Annotated in this window: 20 protein-coding genes; 11 read left to right on the forward strand and 9 right to left on the reverse strand. The window is 72.3% G+C overall.

Annotation, left to right across the window (positions count from 1 at the left end):
• The first annotated feature begins 599 nt into the window (after positions 1-599).
• Positions 600-878 (forward strand): response regulator transcription factor, encoded by a 279-nt coding sequence (locus ACFW22_RS17895; RefSeq protein WP_386405006.1) that lies wholly within the window; start codon positions 600-602, stop codon positions 876-878.
• A 17-nt stretch (positions 879-895) separates the two neighbouring features.
• Here the strand turns inward: ACFW22_RS17895 and ACFW22_RS17900 are convergent, their stop codons facing one another.
• The 6 genes from ACFW22_RS17900 to ACFW22_RS17925 form a co-directional block, all read right to left on the reverse strand.
• On the reverse strand, positions 896-2,182 hold the full coding sequence (locus tag ACFW22_RS17900) for a geranylgeranyl reductase family protein (protein ID WP_386405009.1): 1,287 nt from the start codon (positions 2,180-2,182) through the stop codon (positions 896-898).
• Between the two features lie 68 nt (positions 2,183-2,250).
• The gene (locus ACFW22_RS17905) at positions 2,251-2,943 is read right to left on the reverse strand and encodes a demethylmenaquinone methyltransferase (RefSeq protein WP_386405012.1); all 693 of its coding nucleotides are present in this window, start codon (positions 2,941-2,943) and stop codon (positions 2,251-2,253) included.
• A gap of 76 nt (positions 2,944-3,019) precedes the next feature.
• A complete protein-coding gene (locus tag ACFW22_RS17910) occupies positions 3,020-4,336 on the reverse strand; it encodes an ABC transporter permease (RefSeq protein ID WP_386405015.1) in 1,317 nt (438 codons plus the stop codon).
• The gene (locus tag ACFW22_RS17915; protein ID WP_386405019.1) at positions 4,333-5,085 is read right to left on the reverse strand and encodes an ABC transporter ATP-binding protein; all 753 of its coding nucleotides are present in this window, start codon (positions 5,083-5,085) and stop codon (positions 4,333-4,335) included. Before ACFW22_RS17915 ends, ACFW22_RS17910 begins: the two co-directional genes overlap by 4 nt.
• Positions 5,082-6,614 (reverse strand): peptidoglycan-binding protein, encoded by a 1,533-nt coding sequence (locus ACFW22_RS17920; protein WP_386405022.1) that lies wholly within the window; start codon positions 6,612-6,614, stop codon positions 5,082-5,084. The genes ACFW22_RS17915 and ACFW22_RS17920 overlap by 4 nt, the downstream gene beginning before the upstream one ends.
• Entirely contained in the window at positions 6,611-6,925 is a 315-nt protein-coding gene (locus ACFW22_RS17925; RefSeq protein WP_386405025.1) for a hypothetical protein, read from the reverse strand. Before ACFW22_RS17925 ends, ACFW22_RS17920 begins: the two co-directional genes overlap by 4 nt.
• A gap of 462 nt (positions 6,926-7,387) precedes the next feature.
• Between ACFW22_RS17925 and ACFW22_RS17930 the strand changes: the two genes are divergently transcribed.
• The 6 genes from ACFW22_RS17930 (at position 7,388) to ACFW22_RS17955 (ending at position 12,336) form a co-directional block, all read left to right on the forward strand.
• Positions 7,388-7,780 (forward strand): hypothetical protein, encoded by a 393-nt coding sequence (locus tag ACFW22_RS17930; protein WP_386405028.1) that lies wholly within the window; start codon positions 7,388-7,390, stop codon positions 7,778-7,780.
• A 118-nt stretch (positions 7,781-7,898) separates the two neighbouring features.
• Positions 7,899-8,858 (forward strand): hypothetical protein, encoded by a 960-nt coding sequence (locus ACFW22_RS17935; protein WP_386405031.1) that lies wholly within the window; start codon positions 7,899-7,901, stop codon positions 8,856-8,858.
• Between the two features lie 188 nt (positions 8,859-9,046).
• The gene (locus ACFW22_RS17940) at positions 9,047-9,835 is read left to right on the forward strand and encodes a DUF3152 domain-containing protein (protein WP_386405034.1); all 789 of its coding nucleotides are present in this window, start codon (positions 9,047-9,049) and stop codon (positions 9,833-9,835) included.
• A 701-nt stretch (positions 9,836-10,536) separates the two neighbouring features.
• Positions 10,537-10,809 carry a helix-turn-helix transcriptional regulator gene (locus ACFW22_RS17945; protein WP_386405037.1) on the forward strand — a complete coding sequence of 91 codons (273 nt, stop codon included), beginning with the start codon at positions 10,537-10,539 and terminating at the stop codon, positions 10,807-10,809.
• A 136-nt stretch (positions 10,810-10,945) separates the two neighbouring features.
• Positions 10,946-11,491: a SigE family RNA polymerase sigma factor gene (locus tag ACFW22_RS17950; protein WP_386405040.1), complete on the forward strand. Its 546-nt coding sequence runs from the start codon at positions 10,946-10,948 to the stop codon at positions 11,489-11,491.
• Positions 11,492-11,499: 8 nt separating this feature from the next.
• Positions 11,500-12,336, forward strand: coding sequence for a hypothetical protein (locus ACFW22_RS17955; RefSeq protein ID WP_386405043.1), 837 nt, complete (start codon positions 11,500-11,502; stop codon positions 12,334-12,336).
• 58 nt (positions 12,337-12,394) lie between these two features.
• Here the strand turns inward: ACFW22_RS17955 and ACFW22_RS17960 are convergent, their stop codons facing one another.
• The 3 genes from ACFW22_RS17960 to ACFW22_RS17970 all read right to left on the reverse strand — a co-directional run bounded on the left by ACFW22_RS17960 (position 12,395) and on the right by ACFW22_RS17970 (position 15,356).
• Positions 12,395-12,994: a hypothetical protein gene (locus tag ACFW22_RS17960; protein WP_386405046.1), complete on the reverse strand. Its 600-nt coding sequence runs from the start codon at positions 12,992-12,994 to the stop codon at positions 12,395-12,397.
• Positions 12,995-13,001: 7 nt separating this feature from the next.
• A complete protein-coding gene (mqnC, locus tag ACFW22_RS17965) occupies positions 13,002-14,216 on the reverse strand; it encodes a cyclic dehypoxanthinyl futalosine synthase (protein WP_386405049.1) in 1,215 nt (404 codons plus the stop codon).
• 267 nt (positions 14,217-14,483) lie between these two features.
• The gene (locus ACFW22_RS17970) at positions 14,484-15,356 is read right to left on the reverse strand and encodes a menaquinone biosynthetic enzyme MqnA/MqnD family protein (protein ID WP_386405052.1); all 873 of its coding nucleotides are present in this window, start codon (positions 15,354-15,356) and stop codon (positions 14,484-14,486) included.
• A gap of 260 nt (positions 15,357-15,616) precedes the next feature.
• Here ACFW22_RS17970 and ACFW22_RS17975 point away from each other — a divergent pair, with 260 nt between their 5' ends.
• The 4 genes from ACFW22_RS17975 (at position 15,617) to ACFW22_RS17990 (ending at position 19,314) form a co-directional block, all read left to right on the forward strand.
• Entirely contained in the window at positions 15,617-15,820 is a 204-nt protein-coding gene (locus ACFW22_RS17975; RefSeq protein WP_030208785.1) for a cold-shock protein, read from the forward strand.
• Between the two features lie 148 nt (positions 15,821-15,968).
• The gene (locus ACFW22_RS17980; protein WP_386405055.1) at positions 15,969-16,373 is read left to right on the forward strand and encodes a DUF1992 domain-containing protein; all 405 of its coding nucleotides are present in this window, start codon (positions 15,969-15,971) and stop codon (positions 16,371-16,373) included.
• Complete coding sequence (locus ACFW22_RS17985; RefSeq protein WP_386405058.1) at positions 16,370-16,876, forward strand: DUF664 domain-containing protein; 507 nt, start codon at positions 16,370-16,372, stop codon at positions 16,874-16,876. The genes ACFW22_RS17980 and ACFW22_RS17985 overlap by 4 nt, the downstream gene beginning before the upstream one ends.
• 164 nt (positions 16,877-17,040) lie before the next feature.
• Positions 17,041-19,314: an FG-GAP repeat domain-containing protein gene (locus ACFW22_RS17990; protein WP_386405061.1), complete on the forward strand. Its 2,274-nt coding sequence runs from the start codon at positions 17,041-17,043 to the stop codon at positions 19,312-19,314.
• Positions 19,315-19,387 lie beyond the last annotated feature (73 nt).

Below are 19,387 nucleotides of genomic sequence, written 5' to 3' on the forward strand. Positions count from 1 at the left end.
CGCCCCGGGGGGGGGCGCGCCGGGCTGGGGTGGGGCCCCCCCCCGGGGGGCCCCCCCCCCCCCCCCCCCCCCCCCGGGGGGGGGGGGGGGGGGGGGGGGGGGGGGGGGGGGGGCCCCCCCCCCCCCACGGCAGGCGCACGGCCGGCGCCGAGAGAGCAACCGCGCCCGACCGGAGCGATCCGCGTGGGGGCCGGGGCCTCCCCCCTCCCCCCACCGGTCTCGACGGCCCGGACCCGACCGGCACGGACCAGCCAACCCCCGGGAGGTGCCGGCCACCCGTCCGAGCGGACTTCCGGCACCGAGCACCACTCCGCCCGTGCCCGCTCCTCCCCAGCTCAGTCCGCGGTCCATGACACCGGGGGCATCGGCACGGGCGGGCACGGCGGGCGCCGCCCGTGGAGTGCGCCCGTTCTCCCACGGTGCTTTTCTGCCAGTCCCGGGGGCCGACCGGGATTTCCCCGGGAATTCCTGCCCTGTTCGCGCCGTTTGGGCCTAGCGTCTTGCTGTCCTGGGGGGGGGAGACAAGCATGCTCCGACGTTGTCGGCTCTGCGCACCGGAACGAGAGTTCGAGGCCGCCAGGGAGGGGGCGGCGTGCCGAGTGAACCCGGTGATCGACGCCTGTCGGCGCCTCGGCACCCTCACCGAGCGGGAACGGGAGGTGCTCGCCGCCATGCCCGGCGGTGAGTCGAACGCCGACATGGCGCTCGCGCTCGGCATCTCCGAGCGCACCGTCAAGTTCCACGTGATGAACCTGCGGGAGAAGCTCGGCGGTCTCTCCCGGCTCCAGCTCCACCTGCTCGCCCTGCTCGCCGAGACGGTGATGCCCGCGATGTTACGGGTGCCCCACGGCGACTCCACCGCCGCGGGGCACCCGTGACCCGGCCCGGTCCGGGCTCAGGCCTTCGGGGCCACCTTCGACAGGCCGTTGATGATGCGGTCCATGGCGTCGCCGCCCGTCGGGTCCGTGAGGTTCGCCAACATCTTCAGGGTGAACTTCATCAGGAGCGGGTGGGTGAGGCCGCGCTGGGTCGCGATCTTCATGATCTTCGGGTTGCCGATGAGCTTCACGAACGCACGGCCCAGCGTGTAGTAGCCGCCGTAGGTGTCCTTCAGGACCTGCGGGTAGTTCCGCAGGGCCAGCTCCCGCTGCGCCGGGGTCGCGCGTGCGTGCGCCTGGACGATGACGTCGGCCGCGATCTGGCCCGACTCCATGGCGTAGGCGATGCCCTCGCCGTTGAACGGGTTGACCAGGCCGCCGGCGTCGCCGACGAGCAGCAGGCCCCTGGTGTAGTGCGGCTGGCGGTTGAAGGCCATCGGCAGGGCGGCACCGCGGATCGACGTCGTCATGTTGTCCGGGGTGAAGCCCCAGTCCTCCGGCATCGAGGCGCACCAGGCCTTGAGGACCTCGCGCCAGTCCAGCTCGCGGAAGGCCGAGGAGGAGTCGAGGATGCCCAGGCCGACGTTGGAGGTGCCGTCGCCCATGCCGAAGATCCAGCCGTAGCCGGGGAGCAGCCGGTCCTGCGGGCCGCGCCGGTCCCACAGCTCCAACCAGGACTCCAGGTAGTCGTCCTCGTGCCGCGGGGTGGTGAAGTACGTGCGGACGGCGACGCCCATCGGGCGGTCCTCGCGCCGGTGCAGGCCCATGGCGAGGGAGAGGCGGGTGGAGTTGCCGTCGGCGGCCACCACGAGCGGGGCGTGGAAGGTGACCTCGCGCTTCTCCTCGCCCAGCTTCGCGTGGACGCCGGTGATCCGACCCGTGCGGTCGTCGATGATCGGGGCGCCGACGTTGCAGCGCTCGTACAGCCGGGCGCCGGCCTTCTGCGCCTGGCGGGCGAGCTGCTCGTCGAAGTCGTCGCGCTTGCGGACGAGTCCGTAGTCCGGGTAGGAGGCGAGCTCCGGCCAGTCGAGTTCGAGCCGGACGCCGCCGCCGATGATCCGCAGGCCCTTGTTCCGCAGCCAGCCGGCCTCCTCGGAGATGTCGATCCCCATGGAGACCAGCTGCTTGGTGGCGCGCGGGGTGAGGCCGTCGCCGCAGACCTTCTCGCGGGGGAAGGCCGTCTTCTCCAGGAGCAGGACGTCCAGTCCGGCCTTCGCCAGGTAGTACGCGGTGGTGGAGCCGGCCGGGCCTGCCCCGACGACGATCACATCTGCGGTGTGCTCGGAGAGGGGCTGCTCGGTCACGGCGGATCTCCCGAAGGGGTCGAGGGAAGGACGGGGGGAAGTCTATGGGCGGCGGAACGGGGCGGGAGCTACGCCTTGAAGCCGCGGTGCAGGGCGACGATGCCGCCCGTCAGGTTGCGGTAGGCCACCTTCGACCAGCCGGCCTTCCGGAGCATGCCCGCCAGGGTCGGCTGGTCCGGCCAGGACTGGATCGACTCCGCGAGGTACACGTAGGCGTCGGGGTTGGAGGACACGGCACGGGCCACCGGCGGCAGCGCGCGCATCAGGTACTCCTCGTACACCGTGCGGAACGGCGCCCAGGTGGGGTGCGAGAACTCGGAGATGACGACCCGGCCGCCGGGCTTGGTCACCCGGTACATCTCGCGCAGGGCCCGTTCGGTGTCCTGGATGTTCCGCAGCCCGAAGGAGATGGTGACCGCGTCGAAGGCGTCGTCGCGGAAGGGCAGCTTCGTGCCGTCGCCGGCGGTGAACGGCATCCACGGGTGGCGCTTCTTGCCGACCTGGAGCATGCCGAGCGAGAAGTCGCAGGGGACGACGTACGCCCCGGCCCGCGCGAAGGGCTGTGAGGAGGTGGCCGTGCCGGCGGCCAGGTCGAGGATCTTCTGCGCCGGGCGGGCGTCGACGGCCTTCGCGACCTCCTTGCGCCAGCGGCGGTCCTGACCGAGCGAGAGCACGTCGTTGGTGAGGTCGTAGTTGGCCGCCACGTCGTCGAACATCGAGGCGACTTCGTGCGGCTGCTTGTCCAGGGATGCTCGGGTCACGTCCCCATTCAAGCAGCCCGGTCCCGGGCGGCTGCCGACGGCCGGCCCACGGGTCGTGCACGGCCTTCCGGGCCGCTCAGCGGCGCAGTGCCTCGGCGGGTTCGATGCGCGCGGCGCGCCAGGCGGGATAGAGGCCGGCCAGGACTCCGGTGACGAGCCCGACCACCGGGGCGGCGGCGACCGTCGTCGGGTGGACCACGGGCGTCCAGTCCCGCACCACCGCCACCGTCACCACGGTCAGGGTGCCCAGTGACGTGCCGATCAGACCGCCGAGCGCCCCCAGGACCCCCGATTCGGCGAGGAACTGCACGGTGACGTGCCGGCCCCGGGCACCCAGCGCGCGGCGCAGGCCGATCTCCCCCGTGCGTTCCAGGACGGCGACGAGGGTGGTGTTGGCGATGCCGACGGCCCCGATGACGAGACAGATGCCGGCCAGGACGAGGAAGAGCTGGTTGAGGTCGGAGGTGACGTTCGTGCGCAGGCTCTTCGGGTCCGGCGGTGCGACCGCCTTGAGGTACTCGGGGTGGTCGGGGCGCAGTGCCGTCGGGGCGAGCAGGGCCACCTGCTGCGCGGCCCCCAGGTCGGTGGCGATGAGCATGTGGGTTTCCGGGCGTCCGGGGACGTCGCTCCACACCTCGTCGGCCGTGGTCAGCGGCACGACCACGGACAGCAGCAGATCGGCCTTGCGCTCGACGTCGCCGATGATCCCGACGACGGTGAACGGCTCGTCGCCGATGAAGACGGCCGGCTGCGTCTCGAGGGTGGTGACGCCGAGCCGCGCCGCCGTGGACGCGCCGAGGACGGCCACCCGCTGCTTGCTGCGGGAGTGGTAGGCGTCGTACAGCCGCCCTTGGACGAGCGTCGGTACGGCGGCGCTCAGGACGCCGGGCGACGCGGCGACCACGTCGATGGCCTCGCCCCCGGCAGCCGCTCCGACCGGCGCGGCCCGGACGGCGTCCGCGGCGTCGAGGCGCACCTTGTAGTAGACGCCGGCGTGCCGGACGCCGCCGAGCCGTTCGACGCGCGCGTCGGCGTCCTCGGGGAAGCCCGGACCCGCGAACTCGTTCCGTTCGGTGGCGACGTCCTCGATCTCGACCTGGGTGGCACTGAGGACGTTGAAGCGCGCGTCGATCTGTGAGGAGGTGGTGGCGGTCAGGCCGAGGACGGCGACGAACGTCCCGACCCCCAGGACCGTGCCCAGGGTGGTGAGGGCGGACCGGGCCGGGCGTTGGAGGACTCCCGCGAGCGATTCGGCCAGGGCGTCGCGCGGGGCGAAGCGGGACGGTTCGACCGTACGGGCCCGGCGCCCGGTCGTACCGGCCCGGGCGCGACGGCCGGCGCGGAAGCGGTCGGCGAGGGAGCGCCGGGGGCGATCGGGACGCCGGGGGCTCATGCGACGGCCGTCCGCTCGTCCAGTCGGCCGTCGCGGATGGCGACCGTACGTCCCCCTCGGCGTGCCACGTCCGTGTCGTGGGTGATGACGAGCACGGTCATTCCGTCGCGGTGGAGTTCGTCCAGGAGTTCCAGCACGGTGTCGGCGTTGGCGGAGTCGAGGTTTCCGGTGGGCTCGTCGCAGAGGAGCAGCGAGGGGCGGGCCACCAGGGCCCTGGCGATGGCGACCCGCTGGCGTTCTCCGCCGGAGAGGCGGGTGGGCGCGGCGTGGACGCGATGGCCGAGGCCGACGCGTTCGAGGGCCTCGTGGGCGGGTCCGGTGCGCTCGCGACGGCGGAAGCCGTTGTAGACCATGGCCAGGGTCACGTTCTCCAGGGCCGAGCGGTGCGGCAACAGGTGGAAGGACTGGAACACGAAGCCGATGCGGCGGCCCCGCAGCGCGGTGCGGTCACCGTCCCGGAGCGTTCCCGTGTCGATGCCGTCGAGCAGGTAGGTGCCGGTCGTCGGGGCGTCGAGCAGTCCGGCGATGTTGAGGAAGGTGGACTTGCCCGATCCCGAGGGGCCGACGACGGTGACGAACTCCCCGCGTTCGATCCGGAGGTCACACGGGGCGAGGGCCGGCACGGGGGGCGGTCCGGGATAGGTCAGGCCGACCTGCCGGAACTCGATGACGGGCGGCTCGGGCACGGGTGCCGGCGGAGCGGTCGGGCGGCTCCGGCCGGTCGGGTCGGTGGGGGGTCGGGACGTCATGTGCCGGCCTTCCCGACGCCGCCCGACATCCCGGGGTTGATGCCGGTGATGACGTTGTCCCCCTCCTCGATGCGGCCGGAGCCGACCGGCTTGATCTCGACGAAGCCGTCCCCGGTGGTGCCCGGCCGCACCTCCACCCGGCGCCGCGTCGAGCCCTCGACCACGGTGACCGTGGTCCGTCCGTCCGCGCCGGCCGAGACCGCGCTGACCGGGACGACCAGCGCGTCCCCTCCGGTGGCCGCCGCCTCGATCGTCAGCCGCACGTCCTGTCCCGCCAGTTCGGGATCGAGCGGGCGTTCGGGCCGCACGGTCATGGCGTAGCCGCGCTCTCCGGCTCCCTGTCCGCCCTGTCCTCCTCCGGTGGCGTCGGACTGGCCGGGGGCCTGCAGCTGGGACATCGCGTCGGCGACCGACTGCACCTTCGCAGAGGCGGTCACGCCGCTCACCTCCGACCGGATCTCCACCTTCTGTCCGGCCCTGACCAGGCCCTTCTGGTGCTCCTGGAGCAGGGCGCGGACGACGAGGGCGCCGGCCGAGAGCGACATGACCGGGCCCGAGACCAGCGAGCCGGTGTGCGCCGAGATCGAGTCCACCCGGGCGGGGAAGCCCTCCAGGAAGACCACTTCGCCGGCGGGCAGCATGGGGCCCGTGACCGCACGCGCCCCGGCGAGGGCCGTCCGGGCCTTGGTGAGGTCCTCGCGCGCCCGCTGCACGGAGCGCGCGGCATCGGCGCCGGAGGCCCCGGTGCCCGTCGCGGTCTTGCCGCCGTCCGTGCCGACGCCCGTGCCCGCGCCACCGCCCGTGCCCGCTCCTTCGGCGGCGGGGCCGGCGTCGACGGCGTCCTGCGCCGCCCGCGCGTCCTCCAGCGCGCGCTCCGCCGCGGTGACCGCGTCCTCCGCCGCCGCGACGGATGCGCCGCCGTCGGCGACGGCCGGCAGGGGGTCGTAGCCGATGGAGGAGTAGAAGGCGGTGAGCGCCGCCTTGGTCCCGGCGCCGAACGTGCCCGAGGGGTCCGGTCCGGTGCCGTGGCCGCGCCGTGCGAGGGCCTTCTGCAGCTGCTCGACGTCCTCTCCGGTCGCCCCGGGTTTGAGGTCGCGGTACACCGGGAGCCTGCCGGGCAGGACGAAGACCGGGCGCCCGGAGACCTCCAGCAGCACGCGCCCCGCCGTCACCCGGTCCCCCACCGCGACCGGCAGTTTGGTGACCACGGGGCTCCCCCCGCCCTCGACCGACGTGACCGGAGCGACCTGCACCGTCTGGGCCGCCGTCGCCGTGCCGCGCACGATGACGGTGTCCCGCAGCACGCGCTTCTCCACCCGGGCGACCAGGAGGTCCATGGGCGGCGGTCCGGCCTCGGCCGCCGCTTGGGCCGGTGACTTGACCAGCCGCGACGCCCCGATGCCCAGGCCGGACAGCACCACGGCGCCGACCGCGACGATCGCGACCCAGCGGCGGCGGCGCGCGAGCCCGGACGCGGGGGCGGGGGCGACCGCGGGCTCGAGGAGGTGGGTGCTCTCCGGCTCGGTCATCCGCCGACCTTGCCGTCGGTCTTGCTGCGGTCCTCCAAGCCGCACTTCTTCATGGCGGCCACCGCCTCCGGGGAACCCTTCAGCCGGATCGACTCCAGGTCGTGGTCACCGGTCTTCGGGTCCGGGTCGGGGAACTCGGCGATGCCGTTGCGCCGCATGCACGCCGTGAGCTCCCGCGCCTCGGCCAGTTCCTCCGCGCCCGCCTCGGGGATCGCCAGTTCGTCGGCGCAGGCCGTCTCGGCCTCCTTCACCTCGGCGGGGTCCGCCCGGGCGGTGTCCACCACCGGTACGCCGGAGTCGGAGTCCGTCATCGGCAGCCCCCGTTCGGCGAGGCAGGAGAAGTACGCGGCTTGCTTCGGGTCCGCCTCGCCCTTCCTCGACGCCCCGTCCGCCGGGGCGGAGGCGGACGACGATCCCGTCGTACCGGTCGGGGCAGGACCCGCCGCACCGGTCGTACCGTTCGAACAACCCACCGTGAAAAGGGCGATCGACAGCAGAGCCGGGCAAAGCGCCGTCCGGACTCGTCGAAGAACCACAGGAGAACCCCTTCGAGGAAGCCCCCGGCGCAGAGCGGCACCGGGGCCCGGCGCGGACCGACGCCGCGCCTCGCAAGCACCGTAGGCCATCGCCGGATCTGCGGCCACTGTCCCAAAGGACAGTAGTAGAAGGCGAGTTGCTCGTGTTCACTGAACGGCGGCCCGGACCGGATCAGGTCGGACGATCCACCGGAGCCCGTCCGACGGTACGTCTTCCTCGACACCGAAAGGCACCCCATGAACAAGCTCCTCCGCGTCGCCGCCACCGCCGGCCTCCTCCTCGGGGCCGTCGCCGTCTCCACCGGCAGCGCCAACGCCGCCGGCAAGGACGGCTGGCTGACGAGCGGCGAGTTCGGCCTCTTCTGCCTGCAGAACCAGCAGAATTCGGTCTTCGACCTGTACGTCTCCGACACGAACTTCGCGGACGACTACTTCAAGGGCTCGCAGAGCTGCGCCGGACACACCACGAACGACTACACCGAGTCCTACCTGAACCTCGACAGCTACCAGTGGAGCGTGCACACCAACTCGGGCGGCGGCGGCAGCGACGGCTACATCCCGGCCGGCTACCGCGGCAACGCGAGCAGCACCTTCAAGAACACCATCTCCTCCTCCTACATCCAGTTCTGACGGCAGGGTGCTCGCCCCCTGAGCACCGCACGCGCCAGACGAGGAGTCACTGCTCCGCCCGTTCGCGCCGGGCGGAGCAGTGGCCGTGGATGTTATCCGAATTCACAACGGAGCCACCATGCCCCTGTTCCGCGTCCGCTCGACCGCCCACCCGCTCGCGCTCGCGACCGCCCTCGCGCTCGCCCTCGCCGGGTGCTCCTCCTCCGACGGGCAGACCGGAGCGGACCGGCCGGAACCGGCGATCGGTGACGTCCCGGCGCTCCTGGACAGCACGTCGATCCGGTTCCCGCTCGACGCGTACCTCCCTTCGGGAGAGCAGCGCAAGGCGCTCGGCGAGGCCCAGGACGTCCTGATCGACCAGTGCATGAAGCGCTACGGCTACCGGTTCCCGCTCCGCAGCAACCACCTGGGCGGCGGCGACAACGCACGGAAGTACGGGGTGAGCAGCATCGCGACGGCCACCCGGTACGGCTACGACAACCCGGAGGTGGCCGCCCTGCCCCCACGCCCTCCGGAGAAGGCCATGGGCCCCAACGAAAAGCTCGTGCTCAACGGCGAGGAGCAGGTCGACCCCTCGGTCCCGGTGCCGATGAGCCAGGAGGAGGCGGAGGACTCCGACCAGGGCGTGATCACGGTGGCCGGCAAGAAGGTGCCCGCCGGCGGCTGCATCCGCGAGGGCTTCCTCAAGCTCTACGCGCCGACCAGGGACTCCGTGGACATCATGGTCCCGCAGAACTTCGGCTTCGACGCCTACGGCCGCTCCCGCGAGGACAGCCGGGTCCGCAAGGCCATCGAGGCCTGGTCCGCCTGCATGGCGGAGGGCGGCTACCGGACGGAGGATCCGGTGAGCCCGCAGAACGACCTCGGCTTCGGCGACACGACGCTCAACAGCCCGAAGGCCGTGACCGCCGCCAAGCAGGACGTCACCTGCAAGGAGCGGACGAACCTGGTCGGCATCTGGTCCACCGTCGAGATCGCCTACCAGGAGCGGCTGATCGAGCAGAACGCCGAAACGCTGGCCGCCGTGAAGGAGCAGTTGGAAGCCCGACTGCGGCTCGCCGCCGAACTCACCTCCTGAGAGCCCCGCCCTCCCACCTCCCGAGCCCCGCCGCACCGACGAAGGACTCCCCCGTGCCCCTCCTCACGCCGGCGACGCCCGGCACGTCCCCGCACGCCCTCGACTGAACCGGACCCATGACGCACCGCGCCACCCGTAGGACACGCGCCGCCGCGAGACGACGGCGCCGACGACGGAGGAACGTGCTCGTGGCCGCCCTCGCCGCGCTCGGTCTCGGTGCGGGCGGCACGGCCGCACTGCTCCACGAGGACGGGAGCCCGGCCCGGGCCGCCGAAGACCGGGCGGCGACGCCCTCGCGGCCCGGGCCGGGCGAGGACCGCAGCACGCCTCCGCCGCCGGAGCCGACCTCCCCGACGACTCCCCCGACGGGCACCCCGCCCCCGGTGACCACACCTCCGACCCGCATCCGCGTGCCGCCGACCGGCCCGGGCACCTTCACCCGCTCCCGGGTCGACGGCGAACGCCAGGGCGGCGGGCCCGTGCGCACCTACCGGGTCGAGGTGGAGGACGGGATCGAGCTGGATCCGGACGATGCCGCCCGAACGGTCTCCGCGATCCTCGGCCATCCCCGGGGATGGACCAGGAACCCGCGGTACGGCTTCCGTCTGGTCGCGTCCGGACCGGTGGACTTCGTCATCCGGGTCGCCACTCCCGGCACGACCGACCGGCTCTGCTACGTCACCACCCCCAGCAGCAAGGGGAACGTGAACTGCAGGATCGACCACACCGTGGTGGTCAACCTGAAGCTGTGGACGGTCGGTTCGCCGCAGTTCGACGGCCCGATCGAGGAGTACCGCGCCCTGATCGTGAACCACGAGGTGGGGCACGAGATCGGCCGCGGCCATGAAACCTGCCCCGGGCCGAACCAACCCGCGCCCGCCATGATGCAGCAGATCAAGGGGCTGCTCGGCTGCGTGGCGAACGCCTGGCCGTACGACGCGAACGGCAGGTACCTGGCCGGTCCCCCGGTGTCCTGAGCCGCCCGGTGCGGCCGGCCGGCCGCCGGTGACGACCGTGCGGCACCGCTCGACGAGCCCCTCCGATCCCCTCGGACCGGCCGCACCGACCACCTGAATCGCGCCGATCCCGCGCCGCCGCACGGCCCCGTGCGCACCGGCGCGACGGCCCTGGCGCAGGTGGGGCGACGCCCCCCGGGCAGGCTCCGGGGGCCGGCGGGCGGGCACGGGGGCGCCACCCCGTGCGCCCCTCCATGCCACCGGCGCACACCGGACCGACCGGCGCCCCGGGGAGGCGATTGCTCCAGGGAATCCGACGGGGGGCCGCAGCGCCCGTCCCCGCGGACGGAGACCGCAGGCCACCCCCTTTTCCCAAAGCAAACAAAATGCATTCACATATGCATACATTCGTGATCTTCGGTTCGCCCCGGGACGCCTACCCGGCCTCGGCAGGACCACCCCCGCCCCCGACCGTTCGAGGCCGGTCGCCACGACGGGTCCCGCCGACCCACCCCCCGGAACGAAGCACCCTCCACGCCACGGCCACCCCCGCACCGCACGCCCCCGCGCTGGCCGATTCCCTCCCCCGGGACCGACCGGATCGCGTGCTAGATTCCGACGCCGAAGCCGGCACGCTGGGGGTACTCATGCGACTTCATTGTCTCGTCTGCGCTGATCACAGCCCTGTCATTCGACGAGAAGGCGCGAGGGGAACACCACTCGTGCATACGCCGCTCCACCACCTGACGGCCATGGAGCAACGGGTCTTCACCGCCCTGCGCGGCGGCCCGTCGACCGAGGACCTGGCACTGCAGTTGCGCGTCACCCCCCGCACCGCAAAGTTCCACGTGACCAACCTGCGCGCCAAGCTGGGCGGGCTGAGCCGTCTGCAACTGTGCCTGCTCGCGACCATGACCGGCATGCACATCCCCACCATTTGCCCTTCCTGCGCCTGCACCTTCGCAAAGTCACCCGGGTTCACCGGAACCAGATAGCAAGGGTTTGAGCCATCGGACCGGCAATCTCCGGCCAATCCCACTTTCCTTTCAACCTTTCCGCCGCGGACGCGCTCGGACTGGGTCGGAGGTCGTCTCCGGCACGCGGAACGATCTGGTCGAGAAGGGAGGGCAGATGTCGGAGGAGCCGTCGAAGCGGTCGTGGTCCGCGCGCCGCGATCACGGGAGCACCGGCTTCGAGGAGTACGCGGCGGTCGGTCAGCGCAGGCTCTACCGCACCGCCTACCTGCTCTGCGGGGACGTCGAGGCGGCCCGCGACCTGACCCAGACCGCGCTCGCCAAGCTGTTCCAGCACTGGCACAGGGCCAGCGCCGCGGACAACCTCGACGCCTATGCGAAGACCGTGCTGATCCGGACCTTCGTCACCGAACGCCGACGGTCCCTGCGGGACCTGCTCGCCCAGGTCCGCAGTGCGCCCCGGACCGAGGCGCAGGACGCCGTGCCCTCCGACCTCCGGGTCACGCTCCTGGCCCTGCTCGACGAGCTCCCGCCCCGGGCCAGGGCCATCGTCGTCCTGCGCTACTGGGAGGACCTCAGCGTCCAGAGCGTGGCCTCCCTGCTGCGCTGCAGCGAGTCCACGGTCAAGAGCCAGTGCTCGCGTTCCCTCGCCCGGCTGCGCGCCCAGCTGGGCGACGTCCACGTCTACACCGTCGGGAGCTGACCCCCACCATGCACCTCACCGATGCACCGGCGGACTCGCCCGAGGAGCGCGCCCTGCGGGGAGCCATGGCCGAGGCGACCGACACGCTGCCGCCGCTGCCCGACCTCGTCCCCACCGCCGTGCGCCTCGGCCGTCGCCGCCGGGCCAGGGCGAGGGCCGCCAAGGCCGGCGGGGTCTTCGGCCTGGTCACGGCCGTCGCCCTGGGCCTGACCCTGCTGAACTCCTGGCGCGGCGGCGAGCCGACCCTCCCTGCCGCGCCCGTGGGGCCGACCGTGACCAGCACGGGACCGGGTCGGGAACCCGTCCACGTCGAACCGAGGCCCGGGGAGACCTTCCCCCACGCCCGGCTCCCCGAGAAGCAGCGGGCGCGCCTCGACGCCTTCCAGCAGCAGGCGGCCGTCGTGCTGGACGAGGTGCTGCCGGCCGCCGTGGGCACGATCCGCCCGCTCGACAACGACGTCCGCTTCTACCGGGGGGAGCCCGGGGGCCTGCCGTACTCCGTGCAGTTCTCCGTGCGTCCGGCCGCCGACGGGGACCCCGACCGCTGCCGCGACGAAGCGGAGAAGCAGGTGAGCTGCCGGCCCGTGGAGCTGGCCGACGGCACCGCCGCCCGGGTGACGCTCGCGCCGTCGAACGCGCACGGGGCACTGGAGGTCTCCCTGGCCTTCCGGCACGGGGGGAGCGACGTGCTGCTCTCCGTGACGCCGGACGCCGCAGCGACCGCAGCGGCCCCCGTGTCCCCCACCGAGCTGGTGGGCGCGGCGGACGACGACCGCTTCATGGAGCTCGTGCGGTACGCGGACGAGCACCCGATCCTCGGGCAGTACGGGTACGGGGCCTCCTGATCGAGGGTGTGCGCGGGTGGGGCGTGCCCCCGTTGGCACGCCCGCCGCCGGTCCCGCCCTAGCGGGCCCGGAAGACCAGACGGCCCCCGATGACGGTGGCGACGCAGGTGCGGGCGCCGAGGCGGACCAGGGCCGCCCGGTCGGGCACGTCGAAGACGGCGAAGCGGGCGGGGCCCCCGACCGTCGGGCCGGGGAGCAGGACCAGCGGCACCGGGGAGAGGGCCGGGGTGCCGGGGAGCCGGTCCGGGCGGCGGCCGACGGCGAGGCCGGCCCGGCGCACGGCGTCCAGGGCGGCCCGCTCGCGCAGTTCGCCGGCGACGGCGACCGTCCCGTGCGCGAGGAGCCGCTGCACGCCGCGCCGCGCGGAGGCGCCGCGGCGGGCGGGGTCGGTGCGGAAGACCTCCCGCGCCCGCTCCCCGGTGATCGGCTCCGTGCCGAACTCGGCGGCCTCCCGGGGATCCGGGTGGTAGGCGGCCTCGAGGAGCTCGGGGGCGAACGGGTTGAGCAGCCCGCCCGTGAGGATGCCCGGCCACCGGCGCACCCGTGCCCCGGGGTGGGCGGCGGCCAGCTCCTCGTACGGCCCGACGGCGGCGATGACGGCGCCGTCGATCAGGACGGCGGTGCCGGGAGTGGCCTCGGCGACGTGGAGGGTGAGCACGGCGTCGTCAGTTCGCGTCGAGGAGCTTCAGCTCGGGGTGGGCGGTTCCGCCCTCGATCGCGACGGACGAGATGTGCGAGGCGACGCGCTCGTCGACCGGGTCGTTCGCCGGGTCCTCGTGGACGACCAGGTGCTCGTAGGTGGTCGCGCGCTGTGCCGGGACCCGTCCCGCCTTGCGGATCAGGTCGATGATCTCCATGCGGTTGGAGCGGTGCTTGGCGCCGGCGGAGGAGACCACGTTCTCCTCCAACATGATGGAGCCGAGGTCGTCGGCGCCGTAGTGCAGGGACAGCTGGCCGACCTCCTTGCCGGTGGTCAGCCAGGAGCCCTGGATGTGGGCGACGTTGTCCAGGAAGAGCCGGGCGATGGCGATCATGCGCAGGTACTCGAAGAGGGTGGCCTGCGTGCGGCCCTTGAGGTGGTTGTTCTCGGGCTGGTAGGTGTACGGGATGAAGGCCCGGAAGCCACCCGTCCGGTCCTGCACCTCGCGAATCATGCGGAGGTGCTCGATCCGCTCGGCGTTGGTCTCACCGGTGCCCATCAGCATGGTGGAGGTGGACTCGACGCCCAGCTTGTGGGCGATCTCCATGATCTCCAGCCAGCGCTCGCCGGACTCCTTCAGGGGCGCGATCGCCTTGCGGGGGCGCTCGGGGAGGAGCTCCGCACCGGCGCCGGCGAAGGAGTCGAGGCCGGCGGCGTGGATGCGGGTGATCGCCTCCTCGACGGAGACGCCGGAGATGCGGGCCATGTGCTCGACCTCGGAGGCGCCGAGGGAGTGGATGACCAGCTGCGGGAAGGCCTTCTTGATGGCGGCGAAGTGCTCCTCGTAGTACTCGACGCCGTAGTCGGGGTGGTGGCCGCCCTGGAACATGATCTGGGTGCCGCCGAGCTCCACGGTCTCCGCGCAGCGGCGCAGGATGTCGTCGAGGCTCCGGGTCCAGCCCTTCTTCGTGTCCTTCGGGGCGGCGTAGAACGCACAGAACTTGCACGCCGTCACGCAGACGTTCGTGTAGTTGATGTTCCGCTCGATGATGTACGTCGCGATGTGCTCGGTCCCCGCGTACCGGCGACGGCGCACCGCGTCGGCGGCGGCGCCCAGCGCGTGCAGGGGCGCCGAGCGGTAGAGGTCGAGCGCCTCCTCGGGGGTGATCCGTCCGCCCGCGGCGGCGCGGTCGAGAACGGCTGCGACATCAAGAGACGTGAGTTCGGCCTTCTCGGTCACCGGATGCGTCCCTTTCGGAGGGGTGTAAGACAGACCGACCCAGCGTACGCCAGCGCTCTTCGCGACTTCCGCAGGGTGCCGGCCCGGGGCCGGGGAGTACGCGGGGAGGGTGAGCGGGAAGCGTTCAACCGGCGAATGTCCGGTGAATTGCAGGTTGGCTGAATAGTGCCCCTCGGGAGCGCCCCGCATTCACCGGGGCGCCCGGAAAGGCGCCTCCGGAACGCCCCGCTGCATTTCCTCTTGCGCACCTTTCCCCGCGGTGTCGGACTATCGGATCGCGGCCGGCAGGAGTTCCACCGCCACGTCCGCCGGGAAGCCGGTCGTGGGACCGGTGCGACGGGCGAACTCCCTTACCCCCGCGAGCTGATCGGGGCCGAAACGGAAGTCGAGCGTGCGGAAGTAGCGCTCCAGGAGTTCGGCGTCGAAGGTCTCCCAGCGGGCGGCCTGTTCGGCGACCTTGGCGACCTCTTCGAGGGAGAGGTCGCGGGAGGCCAGGAACGCCCGGTGCACCTCGTGCACGGTTTCCGGCTCGCGCTCCAGGTAGTCCTTGCGCGCCGCCCACACGGCGAAGACGAACGGCAGGCCCGTCCATTCCTTCCACATCAGCCCCAGGTCGTGGACCTGCAGGCCCAGCCGGGGGGCGTCGTGCAGGGAGGCCCGGAGCGCGGCGTCGCCGATCAGGACGGCGGCCTCCGCCTCCTGCATCATCAGGCCCAGGTCAGGGGGGCAGGTGTAGTAGTCGGGTGCCACCCCGTACTGCTCGGCGAGGAGCAGCTGGGCGAGGCGCACCGAGGTGCGGGAGGTGGAGCCGAGGGCCACGCGTGCGCCGTCGAGCTCCTCCAGGGGGCGCTGGGAGACGATCACGCAGGACATGACGGGGCCGTCGCAGCCGACCGCGATGTCCGGGAGGGCGACCAGGTCACCGGCGTTGCGGAGGTACTCGACGAGGGTGATGGGCCCGATGTCGAGATCGCCCCGGACGAGTCGCTCGCTGAGCTTCTCCGGGGTGTCCTTGGTGAGCTCGAGGTCGAGGAGCGTCCCGGTCCTCGCCAGCCCCCAGTAGAGGGGGAGGCAGTTCAGGAACTGGATGTGCCCGACGCGGGGCCGGCTGCGCTGCTGCTCGTCGGTTGCTTTGTCCACATCGCGAGGCTAGACCCGTCTCACGGGTCGGGCATCGGCGGGGCGGACGCGTCAGCGCACGGAACGGAATCAAACGTGCGGGTGAAGTGATCTTTCCCTCTACCGCCGCGAGCATCCTGCGTGCTACGCTCAACGCAAGTTGCAGTTTGGTTTCCCTTGCAGTACAGAGCCTGCGGAGCATGTGACCCGCAGGCTTTTGTAGTTTTCAGACTTGTTTGCAGGTTCTGGAGCAGGGCAACCCTTTGGCCCAAGGAGGGCTTATGGCTACCGGAACCGTCAAGTGGTTCAACGCTGAAAAGGGCTTCGGCTTCATCGCCCAGGACGGCGGCGGCCCGGATGTCTTCGTCCACTACTCCGCGATCAACGCGAACGGCTTCCGTTCGCTCGAGGAGAACCAGCTCGTGACCTTCGACGTCACGCAGGGCCCGAAGGGCCCGCAGGCGGAGAACGTCACCCCGGCCTAAGTTGCCCGGGTCGGCGATCGTGCACGACTAGAGCAGTACCCAAGGAGCCCCGCTCCGTGCCTCGCGGCACGAGCGGGGCTCCTGCCTCTTTCCGGGGCCGCCCCGCGCGGGCCACGCGCGCTTCCCGGCGCGTACGTAGTCTGGAGGCATGACCGAACGCAAGCCGCCCGGAGTCAGCTTCGAGTCGTTCGTGGACCAGCAGATCCGCGAGGCCGCGGAGCGCGGCGAGTTCCGGAACCTGTCCGGCTTCGGCAAGCCGCTCCCGGACGACTCGGCGCCGTACGACGAGCTGTGGTGGGTCAAGGGGAAGATGCACCGCGAGGGGGCTTCCGTGCTCCCTCCCTCGCTCGCCCTGCGCAAGGAGGCCGAGGACGCCGAGGCGGCCGTGGCCCGGGCCGTCTCGGAGGAGCAGGTCCGCCGTGTCCTGGAAGAGGTCAACGCGAAGATCGCCGAGGCCCTCCGCCGCCCGCCCGCCGGGCCGCCGCTGCAGCTGAGGCCCTTCGACGTCGAGGCGGCGGTGGAGCGGTGGAGGGCGGAGAAGGAGCTCCCGTGAACGGCGCCGGACTGCTGGTCGACTCCTTCGGGCGGGTGCGCGAGGCCGTCCACGGTGCCGTGGAGGGGCTGACGGAGGAGGAGCTCGCCGTACGCGTCGATCCCGACGCCAACTCGATCGCCTGGCTCGTCTGGCACCTCACCCGGATCCAGGACGACCACCTCGCGGACGCGTTCGGCAGAGAACAACTGTGGACCTCGGAGGGCTGGGCGGCCCGCTTCGGGCTGCCGTTCCCGCAGCGGGCCACCGGCTACGGGCAGACGAGCGCCCAGGTCGGGGCGGTCCGGGCCGCGGCGGACCTGCTGCTCGGCTACCACGACGCCGTGCACTCCCGGACCGAGGCGCTGGTCGGCGCGGTCACGGAGGCGGACCTGGCACGGATCGTGGACACCGCCTGGGACCCGCCGGTCACCCTCGGGGTGCGCTTGGTGTCGGTGATCGCGGACGACCTCCAGCACGCGGGACAGGCGGCTTACGTGCGGGGCCTGGTCGAGCGGCGCTAGCGGCGCCCGGACGGCGCTGCGGCGCCGTTGTCGAGCGGCACCGTTGTCGAGCGTCCGCGGACAGCCGTCACGAGTGCGGGACTCCTGTACAACCCTCGGCCCCCATCAGGTGTCCAAACGGGCGTGGCGATCGCCACGCCCGTTTGGACGAGGGGGAGTTCAACTTGCAGCACCAGCCATCCGCCCGTCGAATCGCCGCCGCCCTGGCCGTCGTCCTCGCTGTCACCGGTACGGCCCTGACGTCCGTTCCGGCAACGGCCGCCCCCACCGCCGTGCGAGCCGCGACCGGGACGACCGGGGCCGCCGCGATCTCCGTCGGCGACGGCTTCGCCCACGAGTACGGCTGGACGAGCGGCAGCACCCAGGTCCTCGACGCCGACGCCGAGGTGGTCAGCGCGGGCCCGTCCGGTTACCTCACGTCGCGCAAGGACGAGGGCGGCGCCACGGTCCTGGAGTGGCACAAGGCCTCCGACGGATCGATCACACCGATGGGCTCCGGTCCCCGGGCCTACGACACCAACTCGGACATCGTGGTGACGGGCGACGGCACCGGCTTCTCGCTGCGCGACATGAAGGACGGGTCCGTCTGGTCCGCGTACCTCAACATCGCGTACGAGTTCAAGCCCGGGACGAAGCTCGTCGGCGTGGTCCGGGACGCCCTCTTCGTGAGCGTTCCGACCACCGAGGACTACGACGAGCTGTGGCAGCTCCGGAAGGTCAACGGGGTCAGCCAGAAGGTCAAGCTGTCCTCCCGCCCCAAGAACGTCGACTACAAGGTCGTCGCGTCCGCCGGCACCGACCTCATCGTCCTGGGCGCCACCCGGGAGCCGTACATACCCACCGACCGGATCGTGTACTGGTGGGCCAAGACGAACATCAACAACAACGCGGTCGTCGACTGGGGCGGCAGCTCGGGCACCCTCGCGTGGGACCAGTCGTCCACCGGCGCCCTCACCGGCACGTACCGGGCATGGGTCAACATGTCGCAGTTCGACGGGACCCCCGAGATCAGCGTCTCCGGCGGTGCTGACCGCCGGATCCCCCTGACCGGTGGACTGACCGGCGCCGTCGTCGCCGGCATCGTCGGCGACACGATCCTCTACGGCGTGCCGGGCACCGCCACCGGCGAGACGCCGCGCCCCCTGTACGCACAGAGCCTCACGGACTCCGCCTCGGCGCCCTACAAGGTCCTGGACAACTTCTCCACCACCGCCCACGACCCCGACGGGTCCTTGCTGGTGCGCGGCTTCGGCGCCGCGGGCGACGGCGTCTTCCGGATCTCCGACTCCGGTGGCGCCCGTCCGGCCGTCTCCCTGGAGGCGTCCACGGGCCGGTCCCTGGCCGTGCAGGTGACCGGGACGAAGGTCCCGACCTCGGCCAGCCTGGAGAAGCCGGGCAGCACGGTCCCGATGGAGTGGACGCTGTCGCGCAGCGCCACCGTCGACCTCACGCTCACCCACACGGCCACCGGCAAGAAGCTCACCCAGCGGCTGCAGCCCACCTCCGGCTACCGGTACGCCTTCGCCTGGAACGGCGTCCTGGGCGGCGCCAGCGCACCGAACGGCACCTACCTCTGGGAAGTCACCGCCACCCCGACCGACGGTGTGGGCGGCCCGGCGACCGCCAGCGGAAAGCTCCAGGTGACGCGCACGACCAACCCGCACGACTACGGCAACAACGGCTCGACCGATGTGCTGGCCCGGGACTCCTCCGGCGTGCTGTGGCGCGACGACCTGTACGACTGGCCGGTGAACGGCCAGGTCAAGACCGCCGGGCGCGCCAGGATCGGTGGGGGCTGGAACACCTACGACCAGGTGGAGGCCGTCGGCAACATCGGGGGCGCTGCGGTCGGTGACCTGGTCGCCCGTGACAAGGACGGCGTGTTGTGGGAGTACCTGGGCAAGGGTGACGGGACCTTCGCTCCCCGGACGAAGATCGGTGGCGGCTGGAACGCCTACCGACAGATCGCCGGCGGCTCCGACCTCGACGGCGACGGCAAGGCCGACCTGGTGGCCTTCGACGCCTCCGGCGACCTGTGGTTCTACCACGGCACCGGCGACTGGAAGTCGCCCTTCGCCCCCCGCAAGAAGGTCGGCTGGGGCTGGAACATCTACAACCAGATCACCGCGGTCGGCAACATCGCCGGCACCGGCGCCGGCGACCTCGTCGCCCGCGACAAGGACGGCGTCCTCTGGCTCTACCAAGGCACCGGAAACGGCACCTTCGCCACCCGCACCAGGATCGGCGGCGGCTGGAACGCCTTCACCCACCTCGTCGGCGCCGGCGACGCCGACGCCGACGGCCGCCCGGACCTGATCGCGTACGGGGCGGGCGGCACCTACGTCTACCACTCCACCGGTTCGACCAGCGCCCCCTTCACCCGCACCACGACGGACCTCTACGCGGGAGAGGGCACCGCATTCAGCTCGGTCTCCTGAGACCCGGCGACGAGGACGCCCCCGGTCCGACCGGGGGCGTCCTCGTCCTCAAGGAGGACCCCGAAGCATGCGC

It is taken from the genome of Streptomyces sp. NPDC058872 (assembly GCF_042743065.1).
Lineage (GTDB): Bacteria > Actinomycetota > Actinomycetes > Streptomycetales > Streptomycetaceae > Streptomyces.

What these genes read in the sequence shown, in the direction of transcription:
- ACFW22_RS17950 (WP_386405040.1), top strand. Translation starts at nt 10,946, where the DNA reads ATGTCGGAGGAGCCGTCGAAGCGGTCGTGGTCCGCGCGCCGCGATCAC.
- ACFW22_RS17975 (WP_030208785.1), top strand. Translation starts at nt 15,617, where the DNA reads ATGGCTACCGGAACCGTCAAGTGGTTCAACGCTGAAAAGGGCTTCGGC.
- ACFW22_RS17980 (WP_386405055.1), top strand. Translation starts at nt 15,969, where the DNA reads ATGACCGAACGCAAGCCGCCCGGAGTCAGCTTCGAGTCGTTCGTGGAC.
- ACFW22_RS17955 (WP_386405043.1), top strand. Translation starts at nt 11,500, where the DNA reads ATGCACCTCACCGATGCACCGGCGGACTCGCCCGAGGAGCGCGCCCTG.
- ACFW22_RS17920 (WP_386405022.1), bottom strand. Translation starts at nt 6,614, where the DNA reads ATGACCGAGCCGGAGAGCACCCACCTCCTCGAGCCCGCGGTCGCCCCC.
- ACFW22_RS17930 (WP_386405028.1), top strand. Translation starts at nt 7,388, where the DNA reads ATGAACAAGCTCCTCCGCGTCGCCGCCACCGCCGGCCTCCTCCTCGGG.
- ACFW22_RS17915 (WP_386405019.1), bottom strand. Translation starts at nt 5,085, where the DNA reads ATGACGTCCCGACCCCCCACCGACCCGACCGGCCGGAGCCGCCCGACC.
- ACFW22_RS17910 (WP_386405015.1), bottom strand. Translation starts at nt 4,336, where the DNA reads ATGAGCCCCCGGCGTCCCGATCGCCCCCGGCGCTCCCTCGCCGACCGC.
- ACFW22_RS17935 (WP_386405031.1), top strand. Translation starts at nt 7,899, where the DNA reads ATGCCCCTGTTCCGCGTCCGCTCGACCGCCCACCCGCTCGCGCTCGCG.
- ACFW22_RS17925 (WP_386405025.1), bottom strand. Translation starts at nt 6,925, where the DNA reads ATGACGGACTCCGACTCCGGCGTACCGGTGGTGGACACCGCCCGGGCG.